The sequence below is a fragment of the Ancrocorticia sp. genome (assembly GCF_052089425.1).
In the GTDB taxonomy this organism is placed as follows: domain Bacteria; phylum Actinomycetota; class Actinomycetes; order Actinomycetales; family Actinomycetaceae; genus Ancrocorticia.
Window position 1 is genome coordinate 1 of record NZ_JBQCZW010000046.1, and the last position, 14,323, is coordinate 14,323.

Annotated in this window: 14 protein-coding genes and 1 tRNA gene; 12 read left to right on the forward strand and 3 right to left on the reverse strand. The window is 59.5% G+C overall.

Annotated features, from left to right (window positions below; genetic code table 11):
- From ACTHV6_RS10800 to ACTHV6_RS10825, 6 genes are all read left to right on the forward strand, one after another.
- Window positions 1–199, forward strand: a 199-nt coding sequence (locus ACTHV6_RS10800) for a hypothetical protein (protein WP_441387545.1), incomplete at its 5' end; no start/stop codon positions are given.
- Between the two features lie 491 nt (window positions 200–690).
- Window positions 691–2,454 (forward strand): nucleoside-diphosphate sugar epimerase/dehydratase, encoded by a 1,764-nt coding sequence (locus ACTHV6_RS10805; protein WP_441387547.1) that lies wholly within the window; start codon window positions 691–693, stop codon window positions 2,452–2,454.
- Entirely contained in the window at window positions 2,451–3,650 is a 1,200-nt protein-coding gene (locus tag ACTHV6_RS10810) for a DegT/DnrJ/EryC1/StrS family aminotransferase (RefSeq protein WP_441387548.1), read from the forward strand. Before ACTHV6_RS10805 ends, ACTHV6_RS10810 begins: the two co-directional genes overlap by 4 nt.
- Window positions 3,647–4,501 (forward strand): glycosyltransferase, encoded by an 855-nt coding sequence (locus ACTHV6_RS10815; protein WP_441387550.1) that lies wholly within the window; start codon window positions 3,647–3,649, stop codon window positions 4,499–4,501. Before ACTHV6_RS10810 ends, ACTHV6_RS10815 begins: the two co-directional genes overlap by 4 nt.
- Entirely contained in the window at window positions 4,491–5,924 is a 1,434-nt protein-coding gene (locus tag ACTHV6_RS10820) for a polysaccharide biosynthesis tyrosine autokinase (RefSeq protein WP_441387551.1), read from the forward strand. Before ACTHV6_RS10815 ends, ACTHV6_RS10820 begins: the two co-directional genes overlap by 11 nt.
- Entirely contained in the window at window positions 5,921–7,072 is a 1,152-nt protein-coding gene (locus tag ACTHV6_RS10825) for an EpsG family protein (protein ID WP_441387552.1), read from the forward strand. Before ACTHV6_RS10820 ends, ACTHV6_RS10825 begins: the two co-directional genes overlap by 4 nt.
- Here ACTHV6_RS10825 and ACTHV6_RS10830 read toward each other — a convergent pair.
- A complete protein-coding gene (locus ACTHV6_RS10830) occupies window positions 7,063–7,656 on the reverse strand; it encodes an arsenate reductase/protein-tyrosine-phosphatase family protein (RefSeq protein ID WP_441387554.1) in 594 nt (197 codons plus the stop codon). The genes ACTHV6_RS10825 and ACTHV6_RS10830 overlap by 10 nt on opposite strands.
- Window positions 7,657–7,870: 214 nt before the next feature.
- Here ACTHV6_RS10830 and ACTHV6_RS10835 point away from each other — a divergent pair, with 214 nt between their 5' ends.
- On the forward strand, window positions 7,871–8,377 hold the full coding sequence (locus tag ACTHV6_RS10835) for a DUF3145 domain-containing protein (RefSeq protein WP_441387555.1): 507 nt from the start codon (window positions 7,871–7,873) through the stop codon (window positions 8,375–8,377).
- Here the strand turns inward: ACTHV6_RS10835 and ACTHV6_RS10840 are convergent.
- Window positions 8,360–8,611, reverse strand: a complete 252-nt coding sequence (locus tag ACTHV6_RS10840) for a hypothetical protein (RefSeq protein ID WP_441387557.1) — start codon at window positions 8,609–8,611, stop codon at window positions 8,360–8,362. The two genes, ACTHV6_RS10835 and ACTHV6_RS10840, sit on opposite strands and share 18 nt — an antisense overlap.
- A gap of 34 nt (window positions 8,612–8,645) precedes the next feature.
- Between ACTHV6_RS10840 and ACTHV6_RS10845 the strand changes: the two genes are divergently transcribed.
- Genes ACTHV6_RS10845 through ACTHV6_RS10855 form a run of 3 tightly spaced genes read left to right on the forward strand, consistent with a single transcriptional unit; the run spans window position 8,646 to window position 10,521 of the window.
- Window positions 8,646–9,263, forward strand: coding sequence for a hypothetical protein (locus ACTHV6_RS10845; protein ID WP_441387558.1), 618 nt, complete (start codon window positions 8,646–8,648; stop codon window positions 9,261–9,263).
- On the forward strand, window positions 9,263–9,880 hold the full coding sequence (locus ACTHV6_RS10850; protein ID WP_441387559.1) for an L-threonylcarbamoyladenylate synthase: 618 nt from the start codon (window positions 9,263–9,265) through the stop codon (window positions 9,878–9,880). Before ACTHV6_RS10845 ends, ACTHV6_RS10850 begins: the two co-directional genes overlap by 1 nt.
- Entirely contained in the window at window positions 9,877–10,521 is a 645-nt protein-coding gene (locus tag ACTHV6_RS10855) for an HAD hydrolase-like protein (RefSeq protein ID WP_441387560.1), read from the forward strand. Before ACTHV6_RS10850 ends, ACTHV6_RS10855 begins: the two co-directional genes overlap by 4 nt.
- 79 nt (window positions 10,522–10,600) lie before the next feature.
- Here ACTHV6_RS10855 and aceE read toward each other — a convergent pair whose 3' ends face one another.
- Window positions 10,601–13,333, reverse strand: a complete 2,733-nt coding sequence (gene aceE, locus ACTHV6_RS10860) for a pyruvate dehydrogenase (acetyl-transferring), homodimeric type (protein WP_441387562.1) — start codon at window positions 13,331–13,333, stop codon at window positions 10,601–10,603.
- 290 nt (window positions 13,334–13,623) lie between these two features.
- Here aceE and ACTHV6_RS10865 point away from each other — a divergent pair, with 290 nt between their 5' ends.
- The gene (locus ACTHV6_RS10865) at window positions 13,624–14,022 is read left to right on the forward strand and encodes a DUF3052 family protein (protein ID WP_441387561.1); all 399 of its coding nucleotides are present in this window, start codon (window positions 13,624–13,626) and stop codon (window positions 14,020–14,022) included.
- A gap of 175 nt (window positions 14,023–14,197) precedes the next feature.
- Window positions 14,198–14,271, forward strand: a tRNA-Val gene (locus ACTHV6_RS10870).
- Window positions 14,272–14,323: the final 52 nt, after the last annotated feature.

Consider the following 14,323-nt stretch of genomic DNA (forward strand, 5'->3'; position numbering starts at 1 on the left):
CGAATGCGGGGCTGACTTCATTTCCCTCATGGTGTCCAACGCTGCCGGCGCGGTGAACGCTGGACGTGGGCGTAGCGGAGGCATCGGCTCCATGGAGCGGGGAGGAAATCTTGGGCTGTCCTATGACGTTCCCGTGATGGCGCGACTGAATGGGCAGATTGGCGGAATAGAACATGCCAATGGCAGAGCCGGAAATTGATCAAGATTGGGTCTCGTACCGTTACCTCTTTTCTGCTTATACTAGGGCAACGCTCGGGCCTCTAGCCCGCAAAGAGCTTTTCGCGCACAGTCAAGGGGCCTTTTCGGACCACTGGCTACACGCTCAGTTGCCAACGCTGCTGAGTAACTCTCAATGAACATACAGACGATTGAGATCATCGTCGACACCAACTAACACATAGAAGAACTCACGTTCAGAGATGCTCGACAACACCTTTACCGGGCATCCCTGTTCGGCGCACCCCTATTGTGTGCGCCCCTTTCACTCCTAAGGTCTCGATGAGACGCGGCGTATTTTAGCCGTGCCTTTTCGACGTTTCGCGGCACCATATGACACCGATGTGTGGCGCCGTTTCCTGAGGCAGTGCGAAAACCGGTATCAAGTGGAGATTCATACCGGTTTTCGCACTGTGGCTCACCATCTCTAACTACGCGCGGGCGCATGCCCATATAAGAAAGACGAGATGAAACATGGTGAATAGATGGACCCGTTTCGCTCTTGATGCCCTGTCCTGGAGCGTATCCATTCTGATGGCTGCGCTGTTCCGCCACGATTTTGTTCTGAACGAAGTGCGATGGAGCATGTTGTCGATCGGAATCGTGCTAGCAATCCTCCTACAGTTCACGATCGGAAAGAGCGTAAAAATGTACACCGGCCGATACGGCCCCGGCACATTCGAGGAGGTTCACACCATCGCGGTTGTTGTTGGCTCCATTGGACTTGTCCTATGGATCGCAACCCTCGTTGGCTCCTCGTATATGGGCCTATCCCGATCCATCATGATCATTGCGTCATTCGTAGCTCTACTTGCGATGCTCGCGGGCCGCTACATCGAGCGATTGTTGATGGATTACCGGAATCACCCCGGCGCCACTGCATCGCCAGCGCTGCTTTTTGGTGCGGGAGCGATGGGCTCTCACCTGATCCGTTGGAATGGCACAGATCCCACCTCTCCCTACCGATTCGTTGGAATCGTGGATGACAATCCGGCGAAGCGGCACCTGAGAATCAGAAACGTGCAGGTGCTCGGCAAGCTGGAGGATCTCCCAGCGATCATCAAGGCAACGGACGCGAAGGTCCTTGTTGTTGCCATCGCCAACGTTCCCTCACCAGTGCTAATACGCGTCCATGATCTGGCTAAGGCGTGCGGCATACAGGTCAAGATGATGCCGAGCATTCGCCAGATTCTCGAGAACTGGCTGCGGCCACGGGATCTACGTGACCTATCGGTTGACGATCTACTCGGAAGAATTCTCGTGGACACACACGTTGCCGAAGTGGCCGGATATCTCACAGGCAAACGGGTCCTTGTGACCGGTGCTGGCGGCTCCATCGGATCCCAGCTGTGCGTTGAGATCAAGAAGTACAGCCCGAAGGAACTCATCATGCTGGACCGCGATGAAACCGCGCTCCAGAGCGTGCAAATCAGCACGGCGGGTAACGGGTTGCTCACCACGCCTGATGTGGTACTTGCCGATATCCGTGACGCGGAATGCCTGAAACAGATCGTGGGTGAACGCCGTCCGGACGTGGTATTTCATGCCGCTGCCCTCAAGCACCTCCCCATGCTGGAGCAATACCCGGATGAGGCATGGAAGACCAATGTGCTGGGAACGCTCAACGTTCTCAACGCCGCGGCTTCGGCCGGTGTTACCACATTCGTCAACATCTCCACAGATAAGGCGGCCAACCCCACGAGCGTTCTCGGCTATTCGAAACGTGTGGCGGAAAAGCTGACGGCATCCATCGGGCAGAAGCCATCGATGCGGTACATATCGGTCCGTTTCGGGAACGTCATTGGAAGCCGCGGATCGATGCTTCCCACCTTCATGAGGCTTATCGAGGAAGGCAAACCGCTGACCGTCACCCATCCCGATATGACCCGCTACTTCATGACCATTCCCGAGGCCTGTCAGCTCGTGATTCAGGCGGGCAGCATAGGCCAAACTGGCGAGGTCCTCATTCTTGATATGGGCGATCCTGTGCGGATTCTTGATATTGCACACCGCATGATCGCGATGTCGGGCCAAGATATCGAGATTGTCTTTACGGGGCTGCGCGACGGGGAGAAGCTGCACGAGGAACTCACGGGAACTGGGGAAACCACCGAACGCCCCTATCACCCGAAAATCACGCATGCACACGTTTCCGGAATTGAGCATGTGGAGCTAGATAAGGGTATGTGGGATCGCACGATCGCATCGCGCCATCGGGCCGGAGTGGCGGCATCATGAGAGGCAACCCCGCAGCAGCTGCGGACCGGGTGTTTCTCTCTGCCCCGGATGTCGGGGCACTGGAAGAAGAGTACGTCATGCGAGCCATGCACAGCGGCTGGATTGCCCCGTTGGGTCCTGAGGTAGATGCATTCGAGGCCGAAATGGCAGCGCGCCTAGGAGTGCACCACGCTGTGGCCCTATCCTCTGGTACCGCAGCGCTGCACCTTGGACTGATCGCTTTGGGGGTTGGGCGAGGGGACGTCGTCGTCGTCGCAAATATGACGTTCGCGGCAACGGCGAATGCCGTTGCCTATACCGGGGCCGAACCCTACTTCGTGGATTGCCTACCAGAAACCGGCAATATGGATCCGGTACTTCTGGAGGAAGCATTATCAGATCTCAGGGCGCACGGGCGTCATGCCGCGGCGGTTATTCCGGTTGACCTCTTGGGCAAAGCGGCCGATTATACGGCGATCGGCCGGGTTGCTGGCGCCTACGGAGTTCCGATCCTCGCCGATGCGGCTGAATCGTTGGGAGCCTCCCACAATGGCGTCCCGGCGGGAAGCTTCGGAGAGGCCGCCATCCTCTCGTTTAATGGCAATAAGGTGATGACCACCTCCGGCGGGGGCATGCTCGTGACCAATAGGGGGGACATCGCGGATCGGGCCCGCTACTTGGCAACACAGGCACGCGAACCCGTGGTGCACTACGAGCATCGGGACATTGGGTATAACTACCGGTTGAGCAATCTTCTGGCCGCGCTTGGCCGTGCCCAGCTGACGCGGCTGGACGCCATGATCGATCGGCGCAAAGAGATGCGTTTGATGTACAAACTTCTCTTTTCAGGTGTTCCCGGGGTGACGGTGTTTGGTGCCGAACACGATGACGAGGATAACTACTGGCTGACCTCCATTCTGGTTGATGGCGAACGTGCGCAGTGGCGTGCCAGCGATCTGAGCCACGCCCTCAGTTCCGAGAATATCGAGAGCCGTCCACTGTGGAAGCCAATGAGCGAACAGCCCATCTTCCGCGGCGCCGCAGGCACGATCAACGGGAGTTCGCAGTGGCTCTTTGCCCACGGGCTCGCGTTGCCTAGCGGCTCAAACCTGAGCGAGGGGCAGATCAGGCGCATCGCCTTGACGATCAGGGAATTTCTGGCACACGTTACCGATGAATCGCCCGCACGCAGGCGAAAGGGAGGCACAGACTCATGATCAGTATTGACGCCGTGATCACGGTGATCCGGGATGATGTGCTACTAGAGAAGGCGGTAGAAAGCCTCCTAGCGCAGCACACACCGGGGATCGACTTTCAGATTCTTGTTGGCTTTGATGGGCCGGTTGAGGAGTCCCCACGTGCGTGGAAGGCCGATGATCGCGTGGTGATCCACAGATTTCCCGTTAATCAGGGGGTAGGCGGGGCGCTGCGCTCCGTGATTGCGCTGTCTACGGCGGACTATGTGGCGCGGCTCGATTCCGACGATATTGCGCTCCCGGGGCGGATCAGGAAGCAGGTTCGGGTGTTGGAGAACAATCCGGACATTGCGGTGCTTGGTACCTCGGCCATGCTCATCAATCAGGACGGTGAGGTGATGGGGGAGCTTGGCGCTCGCGGTGACGGGGGCGTCATTGATGTCAAGGATGGGCTGTGGAGGAAGAACCCGATCACTCACTCATCCATCATGATGTCCAGAGCCGCCTACGAGCGTGCGGGCGGATATGACGCGAGCTTGCGCAAATATGAGGATTACGATCTCTTCCTGAGGCTTGCCTTGGTAGGGCGCGTGGCGGTTCTTGATGAGCCGCTTGTCCAGTATCGGCTACACGAGGGACAGATCACGCGATCGTTCAAGCTCAGAGGGTTGGGTGCCTTGGGCATTGCTCGGCGGCAACGCAGCGTGGCCAAGGTGTACGAGGTTCCGGCCCATCAGCGAGTGGCGTGGACCTCCGCGTGGCTGGCAGCTCAGTACCTCTCTGTGTTGGGGCTGCGCAGGTGGAACTATCAACGCTTCGGCCAACGGGCTTCCGGGCACGTGCCAGCGAACGGAGCCAGCCGTGGAACTTGATGAATACCTTCTGCTTCTTCGCAAGCGGTGGTTGCTGATACTGGTGACGACCGCCCTTTTCACCGGCGGTGCGCTGGGATTTTCCTTAGCGCAGACTCCCCGCTACGCGGCCACAACCCAACTGTTTGTTTCTGTGAGAACCGGTGAGGCATCAGTGGGTGACCTGTCCGAAGGTTCGTCCTTTGTGCAGCAGGCTGTTGCCTCCTACGTGTCGATCGTAGATAGCGCCGCCATCCTCGACCAAGTGATCGAGGATCTCGGGCTGGACGTGACACGCCATGAGCTCGCCAAGCAGGTGACAGCCGATTCTCCGCAAGACACCGTTCTGATCAATATCCACGTAACGGACGCCGATCCGCAGCGTGCCGTTGCCATTGCCGATACCACCAGCGCGGTGCTGGCGGATGTGATCGTCAACAATCTGGAGCAAACGCCTGAAGGATCGCCGGCGCGGGTGCACGTGGATGTTGTCCAGCCGGCGGAGCTGCCACAGGCTCCAACCAGCCCGAATACGGTGCTGAACCTCGCGATCGGCTGTTTGGCCGGGGTGCTCGTAGGAGTTGCGATAGCTGTCCTCACGAAAACTCTGGATACGCGCATTCGCTCGAAAACGGACGTTAAGGCTGTCACGCCCATTCCCGTAATTGGGACGATTGGGACGGATCCGGAGGCGCACGCCCGCCCACTCATCGCCCAACTTGAGCCGCGCCACCCCGTTGTTGAGTCCTACAGGTCCATGCGGACCAATCTTCGCTTTCTGGGAGCATCGGGCAATCAAAATGGGGCAGAGAGCTTGGTCATCACATCCTCCGGACCCAACGAGGGCAAGAGCACGCTGGCCGCCAATCTTGCTGTGCTGATAGCCGATACGGGGACGCGCGTTGCCTTGGTGGATGCGGACCTTCGCAAACCGAGCGTGGCCACCATGATGGGGATCGAAGGGGCCGTGGGCCTGACCGATGTGCTGATCGGGCGGGCCTCGCTTGACGAGGTGATTCAACCATGGGGGTGCAAAGGCCTCGCGGTTTTGCCGGCTGGAGCAATCCCGCCTAATCCGTCCGAGCTGCTGGGCGGGGCTGATATGCACCGCGTCATCGAGGAACTGGGGCGGGACTATGACTACGTGATCTTCGATGCCCCGCCGATCCTTGCCGTGACCGATGCTGCGATTCTCTCCAAGGAAGCGAGAGGAGCGATCATGGTTGCTGCCGCAGGCAAAGTGCGGAAGGCGGAACTTGCCAGTGCTCTCGAATCGATGAAGGCAGCGCGGGGACACGTGATTGGACTGGCGCTGACCATGGTGCCCACGAGGGGAGTGGACGCGCGCAGCTACGGTGTGTATGGCTACGAGTTCTACGGCGATGGCGCGTTCGCGGCTCCAAGCCCCGAGCTGTTCAGTGGGGCGCGGGCCCAGCCCTCATGATCCCCTATCTGCTCGTGGCCGCCGTTGTGCCCGCGCTTATCGGGGTGTCCCAACGTGTGTTTCGCGGCCCACGGGCCCAGGGGCAGTTGCGGTGGCTTCTCCTGAGCCCATTTGAGCTGGTGGCGACTGGGATACTCGTCTGCTTTGCGGGTTTGCGCTATGGGATCGGCACCGATTATGAGATTTACTCCTACATCTTTGTCAGGCTGGACGCCACGAGCTGGCAGCGCACGATTGCCAATTCGCCCCAAGAATCAGGCTTTACTGTTCTCTCGCTCCTCATCAAATCGGTGAGTGAGAATCCGGACGTGTTCTTCTTTGTCACCAGCGCACTCACTGTCCTGTGCGCCGTTGTTGCCATCTACCTAGCCTCCCCATCGCGCTCAGTATCCATTGCTGCCTACATCTTGTTGGCTCACTACACCGGTCCGATGAACACGGTGCGCCAAGGGCTCGCTACGTCAATGCTCTTCTTGGCATTTGTTCTGTATAACCGGCGAAGCTCCCGAAGCCCCCGAAGCCCCCGAAGCCCCCGACGCACCGGAAGCTCCCGGAACTCCAGCCACGCAGGGCGCCCGTGGGCGGTCATCGTGGCAGTGCTCGCCTGCACTATCCACTTCTCGGCCATCATCGCCATCGTGTTCTTCGCAGTGGCGAGGGTCATCACCCTCACCCGCACAACGCTGGCGGTGATGGTGGCGGTTGCCGGCGCCAGCGCCTCCGCGATTGCTCTTCTTCCCCCGATTCAGAACCTGCTGGCGCTGTTCGGAGATCGTTACGTGTTTTATGTGGATCACGCTCAGGGGGCTGGCTTTGGGACCGTTCTGTCCCTCGCCTTCCAGTGCGCGGTTGCCCTCTTCCTCCTCCAGATCCGGCTGAGCGCCCCGTTCCTTATCTGGATGCGCAACATCTACATGTTCGGGCCGCTCTTTACCATCATCGGATTGAGCTTTCTGGAGGCAACCAGAATTGCCGGGTATTTCAGTATGGTGCTAGTGCTGCTTGCTCCGCATCTCTTTGACCACCTCAAGGGACGGCCGGTCATGAAAGCGGCGGTCGTAGTAGCCGCCACTGGCTACTTTGTGGCCGATCTTCTGAACTACGGCGGGCTTATTCCCTACGAGTGGATCTTCAACGCTCAGTCATGAAACACGCCCTCGGCCATCGTGAGCAGTTCGATGATGGGACGGTGGGCGCAGACGAGCTGATCGGCCGCGGTGCGATAAACCCGCTTATTCTGCCCGATGGGATCAACGATGTTGTACTCATCGTCCGATGCTGGCGGGGCAATGGTGCCCCGCAGCCGGTGCACCGCCGCGGCCGGCAGACGCGCTGGACTCATTCCCTCCTCCAGAAGCTGAGCGAAATCGGATTCGGCAACGTGAGGGGCAAGCAGGCCGTACTCACGCATGGTGAACACCTTGCCAGAGGAGGTAGGCAGGGCCCGAACAACTTGCCGGCGATGGCGCAGCGTTGCAGTGAGTACCAGATCCGCCTGCTCCACATCTTCGAGCGTGATCTGGCGGGCTTCGTGTTCCACGATGCTGGCAATACCCAGCTTGCGCGCGATCTGTACTTGCGCATCCGGAACGGGGCTTCCAATGGCCGCGGCAGTGCCGGCGCTGGCCGTCTGGAACACCGCAGGATTCAGGCCCGCCCGCAAATAGTATTCGGACAGCGGGGAGCGGCAGATGTTTCCGGTGCAGACGGACAATACCTTGAGAGGCTCCACGATGATGCTCCCTTGGATGAGTTGAGTACATAACCTATGTAACCGTAATATATGCGAGTTTTGTGTGGGCATGGTGCCCAAAATCGCGGCGGCACTCGTTTCCCACACTCGCGCCCCATGTTCTGGCCCTCGGCGCGAAAATGTGACACAGTAGGGTTACGTCCTGCGAACGTGGGTGGCAAAGGGAAAGTTACCCAACCGCAGGAGGAACGCTATGAGCGCTAAACACGCCACCCGTGGTGTCATATTCATTCACTCGGTACCGCCCGCCGTGCAAAAGCACGTTGAATGGGCGGTATCAAAGCTGCTCGGATACCGCATCAACTTTGAGTGGACGGAGCAGCCAGCTCAGGCTGGTATGAATCGCGGTGAGGCCTCATGGACCGGTGAATCTGGTATGGGCGCGATGCTGGCCACCGCATTCCGTGGCTGGGAGCACCTGCGGTACGAAATCACCGAGGAACCCACATCCGTCAGCGAGGGTGGGCGCTGGTCCCACACGCCAGGCCTTGGCATCTTCTACGCCCAAACTGATCTCACCGGAAACGTTGTGATCCCCGAAAACAGGATACGTGCGGCAATCCAGAATGCTAGTGGCGATCCCGATGAGATCCAGCGTCAGTTGGACCTTGCGCTGGGGCAGGCATGGGACGATGAACTGGAGCCGTTCCGTTACGCGGGCGCCGGTGCGCCGGTGCGCTGGCTACACCGTGTGGGCTAGCACCGTTGTGACCGACTTGCCCTCCTGCGCAAGTGCCACAAGCTCCCCAACGGTTGCGGCTGATTCGATCTGCTCATCCGGAATGCTCACACCAAGCGCTTCTTCAATCGCATGCGCTCCCACCCATTTTGTCAGGCGATCAACTTCGCTCAACGCGAAGTCCACACCAACCTCCGGGTGGCCTTCTTCGGCGAGAGCGCTCTGTACAGCTTGAAGCGGATCTTTAGACTCCATCACATCTCCGTTCACAATTGGATAGGCTCTGGGTATGGCCTTCATCGATATCGTGCAGCGGTTACTCAACAACTCCGAATCACCAGACTCGCGTGCCCAGCGTGCGGTAGACCTGCGGCAACGCCTATCCGATGATCCTAATGATGTCACAGCTTTCGAAGAGCTCGCTCAGATAGTCCGTGATGCCGAAGAAGGGCGCGAGATGTCTGATCCCCTCACCGCGGATGTGACGGGCACAATCACGGTTTCCGCGGATTTGGCCATGTGGGCACTGGCGGAGGAGATCGGGGCTTCCCCGGATGCTTGGTACCCTCTCGTTGAACTGGCCCGGCTATCGGTGGATTCCGATCGGGAAGCGGCCCTACGCCGGCTCACCGTGGCGGCAGATCGCGAAACCTCGGGCAGGGCACTCGCGGCGGGCATCCGTGTGCTGCGCGAAGCCGGCCTGCCCAGCGCGGCGCTCGGGTTGGGACTGGGGCGCTGGCGCCCCGATGAACAAGAATTTGAGGCAGGGGAACAGATCGTCCGGGCGGCGTTGGAGGCCGGCCGCGTGGACGAGGCACGAAACTACCTGCACCAGTTGCCACACGAGGGGCATACACCTCAGATCCAAGCGCTTGAGCACGCCATCGATATCGCAGAGGAGCTGTAATGGCACGCTACATTGAGATCCACCCGGTTGATCCCCAGCCCCGGCTTGTTTCAGCAGTTGTTGAACGGATCCGCGGTGGCGAAGTGGCAGCAATCCCCACCGATTCCGGGTATGCGCTGGTAAGCGCTCTGGGAAACAAGGACGGCCTAGAACGCATCCGTACGCTCCGTCACGTGAGCGATAAGCACCATTTCACCATGCTGTGCCACAACTTCGCCCAAATGGGCCAGTTCGTTATCGTGGATAACGCTGATTTTCGTTTGGCAAAATCGCTGACTCCCGGACCCTACACGTTCATTCTCAAGGGGACGAAGGAAGTTCCCCGGCGCACCCTGAACCCAAAGAAGCACACGGTGGGCGTGCGAATCCCTGATCACAAGATCACGCAGGCGATCGTGGGGGAGATGGGCGAACCGCTGCTCGCCTCCTCCCTGATCCTGCCCGGTCACGAAGAGCCGATGACTGAGGGCTGGGAAGTCAATGACACTCTGGGCAACGTTCTGGACGTTGTGGTGGAGGGCCCGTGCGGGACGGATGGGCCAACAACCGTCATCAATCTGGTCAAGCGCAAGATTTCCCGGCAAGGTGCTGGAAGCACAGACGGAATTGATTTGTGAGGCCAGTTCTTTTCGATTTTGACGGGACGCTCGCCGATTCCGCACCGATTATCACCGAGTCCTACATCCTCACCCTGCGCGAGAAACAGAACAAGGATTACCCGCCCGAGTTCTTCCGGCCCTTCATCGGCCCGCCGCTTGAGGACACGTTTGCGCTTCTGGGCGCCGATGATGTGGCAGCCTATGTGCGCACGTATCGCGCCTTCTACGCCCAGCGTATGCACGATACGCAGTTGTTTCCGGGAATCCTCGACATGTTGGCCACGCTGAAGCAGGCCGGCGTACCGATGGCGGTTGCCACCTCCAAGCGCACGGATTACGCATGTGAGCTCTCGGAGCATCTTGGGGTCAGCCAGTATGTCGAGGCGGTGTGCGGAAGCTCAGAGGACCTCTCGCGTGCCCAGAAACGCCACCGGGTGGAAGATGCGTTGAGTGAACTCGCCAGCCGCGGCGTACCTGCCAGCAATTCCATCATGGTGGGCGATCGCATTCACGATGTTGAGGGCGCTGCAGCCAACGGGCTGGATACGGTGCTTGTCCGGTGGGGCGAGGGAACGGAGGCGGAGTTCGCCCGCGCGTGGCGCGTGGTGGCCACGGTGGAGGAACTCACCGCCCTGCTCCTACAGCAACAGGATATGTAGCTGGCGAACGCGGGCTTCGTCGTCGTCGAAAAATTTATAACGACGACGACGGTGCCCCACGTACTCGCAATGTTTCGTTCTACTCTTCTTCTGTTGCAGGTTCGGCCGCGCGAACATTGAACAGATCGTAGCGATCAATAGCCTGCTTGATGACCGAACGGTCAATCTTGCCCTCATCCGCAAGTGCCTGAAGTGCGCGGACAACCATGGACGCGGCGTCAATCTTGAAATCGCGGCGGGCTGCCGGGCGCGTATCGGAGAAGCCGAAGCCATCGGCACCAAGCGTGTAGTAGGAGCCGGGGACCCACTGGCGGATCGAATCCTGAACCTGATGCTCGAAATCGGAAGTGGAGATGAACGGGCCATCGAAGGCCTGAAGCTTCTGCGTGAGGTAGGGAACCTGTGGCTCCTCCTCGGGATGCAAGAAGTTGTGATCGTCCGCTTGGCGGGCATCCTTGCGGAGCTCGTACCACGAGGTGACGGACCATACGCCGGCCGTGACACCCCAATCCTCAGCGAGCATGCGCTTGGCATCATTCGCCCACGGAACGCCAACGCCCGAGGCGAGAAGCTGAACATGTGGGCCTTCGCCCTCATCAGCCTGGACCTGATGGATGCCCTTGAGGATTCCCTCAACGTCCACATTCTCGGGTTCCGCCGGCTGGTGAATCGGCTCGTTGTACACGGTCAGGTAGTACATGACGTTCTGATCGCGGCCATCCGAACCATCGCCATACATGCGCTTGATGCCATCCTGGACAACATAGGCAACCTCGTAGGCGTAGGCCGGATCGTAAATCACCGTGGCCGGGTTGGTGGAGGCAATCACGGGGGAGTGCCCGTCCAGGTGCTGAAGGCCCTCGCCCGTCAGCGTGGTGCGGCCAGCCGTTGCGCCAATGATGAATCCACGCGCCATCTGATCGGCAGCAGCCCAGAACTGATCGCCCGTGCGCTGGAAACCGAACATCGAATAGAAGATGTAGAACGGCACCATCGGGACGCCGTGTGTGGCATACGAGGTGCCAACGGCTGTGAACGCGGCGGTGGAGCCGGACTCCGTGATGCCGGTATGCATCAGCTGGCCCTTCGTGGACTCCTTGTAGGACAGAAGCATGTCATGATCAACAGCCGTGTAATGCTGGCCCAGCGTGTTGAAGATCTTCGCCGTGGGGAACATGGCGTCAAGGCCGAAGGTGCGGGCCTCGTCCGGAATGATCGGGACGATACGGAAACCGAATTCCTTGTCCTTGACCATGTCCTTGATCAGGCGCACCAGAGCCATCGTGGTGGCGACCTTCTGCTTGCCGGAACCGGGCTTCAGGGAATCGAAGTGCTTTTGAGCCGGAAGGGCCACGCCATTGGAGGTCACGCGGCGCTCCGGGAGGTATCCGCCCAAACTGGCACGCTTATCCAAGATGTATTCCATCGTGGGGTTGGACGTATCCGGGCGGTAGTACGGGGCGGTGTAGGGATCCTCCAGCTGAGAATCATCGATCGGGAGCTGGAGCGAATCACGCAAGCCCTTGAGATCCGCGGAATTCAGCTTCTTCATCTGATGCGTGGAGTTCTTGCCCGCGAAGTTGCGGCCCAAGAGGTATCCCTTCACCGTGTGAGCCAGAATCACTGTGGGCTGGCCCTTGTGCTCAAGAGCGGACTTGTAGGCTGCGTAGATCTTGCGATAATCGTGGCCGCCGCGCTTGAGCGCCCAGATCTGCTCATCAGACCAATCGGCAACCATGGCCTTCGTGCGCGGATCGCGGCCGAAGAAGGCATCGCGAACATAGGCGCCATCGTTGGCCTTGAACCCCTGATAATCGCCGTCCAGCGTGGTGTTCATCAGGTTGATGAGGGCGCGATCCTTATCCGCTTCAAGCAGCGGATCCCACTCGCGGCCCCAGAGCACCTTGATGACGTTCCAGCCAGCGCCCTTGAAGAAGGCTTCCAGCTCCTGAATGATCTTGCCGTTACCGCGAACCGGGCCGTCGAGGCGCTGCAGGTTGCAGTTGATTACGAAGGTCAGGTTGTCCAGCTGCTGGGAAGCGGCCTGCTGGAGGAGGCCACGCGATTCGGCTTCGTCCATCTCGCCATCGCCCATGAACGCCCACACGTGCTGCTCGCTCGTGTCCTTAACGCCGCGCTCATGCAGGTAGCGGTTGTACCACGCCTGATAGATAGCCGATGCCGGGCCGATGCCCAGCGATACCGTGGGGAACTCCCAGAAGTCCTGCATCTGGCGCGGATGCGGGTAGGAGGGCAGGCCGCGGCCGCCCGAGGGGCGTGAGCTCTGCTGACGGAAGCTATCCAGATCCTCTTCAGTCAGGCGTCCTTCCAAGAAGGCGCGCGAGTAGTTGCCGGGGGAGGAATGCCCCTGGAACATGACCTGATCGCCGCCGCCGGGATGATTCTTGCCGCGGAAGAAGTGGTTGTAGCCCACCTCATACAGCGTTGCCTGAGCCGCGAAGGAGGAAATATGGCCGCCAACTCCCACTCCGGGGCGCTGGGCGCGGGTCACTTGCACCGCCGCATTCCAGCGGATCCAGCGGCGGAACTCGCGTTCCATCTTCTCGTCGCCCGGGTAGAACGGTTCGTCCTCAACCGGGATCGTGTTGATGTAGGGCGTGACTAGGTTGGTGGGAACATAGATGCGCTTGCGGCGTGCATGGCGCTCCATGCTCATGAGAATGTACCGGGCGCGGGGGCCACCGCTATTCTCGATCAAGTCATCGAGCGAATCGACCCATTCCTGAGTCTCTTCGGGGTCAATGTCTGCTACCAGACCAAGTTGACCGTTAATCAGCGGCGATAATTCCATCGGCTCGCTCACAGAATCTCCCTCGTTTCGAAGCTGGGCGTACTTGCCAAACAACCGGGGCGGCCAGATGAGTGGACGAAGGTCCCGGATTGCCCTCTAGTCTAACGCGCAACTCGGCCGCCTGTGAGGCCTAACTTTGTGAGTAATACTGCGCGGTGGGCCACTTTTTAGGGCGTGATGGGGCGTTGGAGGTGTGAAGGGCGTCTCTGTGAGGCTCTCAATTGGCGAGATTTTGGTCAAATCGCCGGCTCCGCTTGATAACTCGGCGCGAATACGGTGAGCTTGTATCCATGGGATCGTTTGGTTTCACCAAGGGAAGTATTGTTCAAGAATTTGGTTATGACGAGGACGTTGATTTTGACGTACGTTCAGCCATCGAAGGAGATGTTGGGCGTGAACTCGTCGACGAGGAGTACCCGGATATCGCAGACGCCGCTCTAGGGTGGTGGCGCGAGGAGGACGGGGACGCAGACGATCTAGCCGATCTACTCCTCGATATGAAAGCCAACATGGATTCGGAAGATGCCGTGTTGTGGCTACTGGTACCCGGGCCGCGTGAAACGGGATATGTGGAGACCAGCCTGATCGAGGAAGCCGCTGAAACCGCTGGGCTTCTGGCAACCACCAGCGCGGCCGTCTCTACTACGTGGACCGGCGTACGGCTGAGCCATCAGGGCCAACGCCGGTAGCTTCCAGCTTCGTGATGGGGTGCGTACCTACATGGTTTTGGGTGTACCTCACACCTTTTGACAGAGCGGCGGGCTGCGGCCAGCTGCTATGATTTCGGAGTTGCTTCGTTCAGGTTCGCTTGGACGCGGCGATTCCTTGCGTGAATATCGGGGATTTTTCCCGAAATCACGCACAGGGCCTATAGCTCAGTTGGCTAGAGCGCCACGTTTACACCGTGGATGTCAGGGGTTCGAGTCCCTTTGGGCCCACAAATGTGATGAGTCGGGACATGTGTCTCAGATGAGTCGCGTGATATGTCAC

Coding starts and splice junctions, on each gene's coding strand:
- aceE (WP_441387562.1), bottom strand. CDS start 13,333: ATGGAATTATCGCCGCTGATTAACGGTCAACTTGGTCTGGTAGCAGAC.
- ACTHV6_RS10840 (WP_441387557.1), bottom strand. CDS start 8,611: ATGGAGTCTAAAGATCCGCTTCAAGCTGTACAGAGCGCTCTCGCCGAA.
- ACTHV6_RS10835 (WP_441387555.1), top strand. CDS start 7,871: ATGAGCGCTAAACACGCCACCCGTGGTGTCATATTCATTCACTCGGTA.
- ACTHV6_RS10845 (WP_441387558.1), top strand. CDS start 8,646: ATGGCCTTCATCGATATCGTGCAGCGGTTACTCAACAACTCCGAATCA.
- ACTHV6_RS10825 (WP_441387552.1), top strand. CDS start 5,921: ATGATCCCCTATCTGCTCGTGGCCGCCGTTGTGCCCGCGCTTATCGGG.
- ACTHV6_RS10850 (WP_441387559.1), top strand. CDS start 9,263: ATGGCACGCTACATTGAGATCCACCCGGTTGATCCCCAGCCCCGGCTT.
- ACTHV6_RS10805 (WP_441387547.1), top strand. CDS start 691: ATGGTGAATAGATGGACCCGTTTCGCTCTTGATGCCCTGTCCTGGAGC.
- ACTHV6_RS10865 (WP_441387561.1), top strand. CDS start 13,624: ATGGGATCGTTTGGTTTCACCAAGGGAAGTATTGTTCAAGAATTTGGT.
- ACTHV6_RS10815 (WP_441387550.1), top strand. CDS start 3,647: ATGATCAGTATTGACGCCGTGATCACGGTGATCCGGGATGATGTGCTA.
- ACTHV6_RS10810 (WP_441387548.1), top strand. CDS start 2,451: ATGAGAGGCAACCCCGCAGCAGCTGCGGACCGGGTGTTTCTCTCTGCC.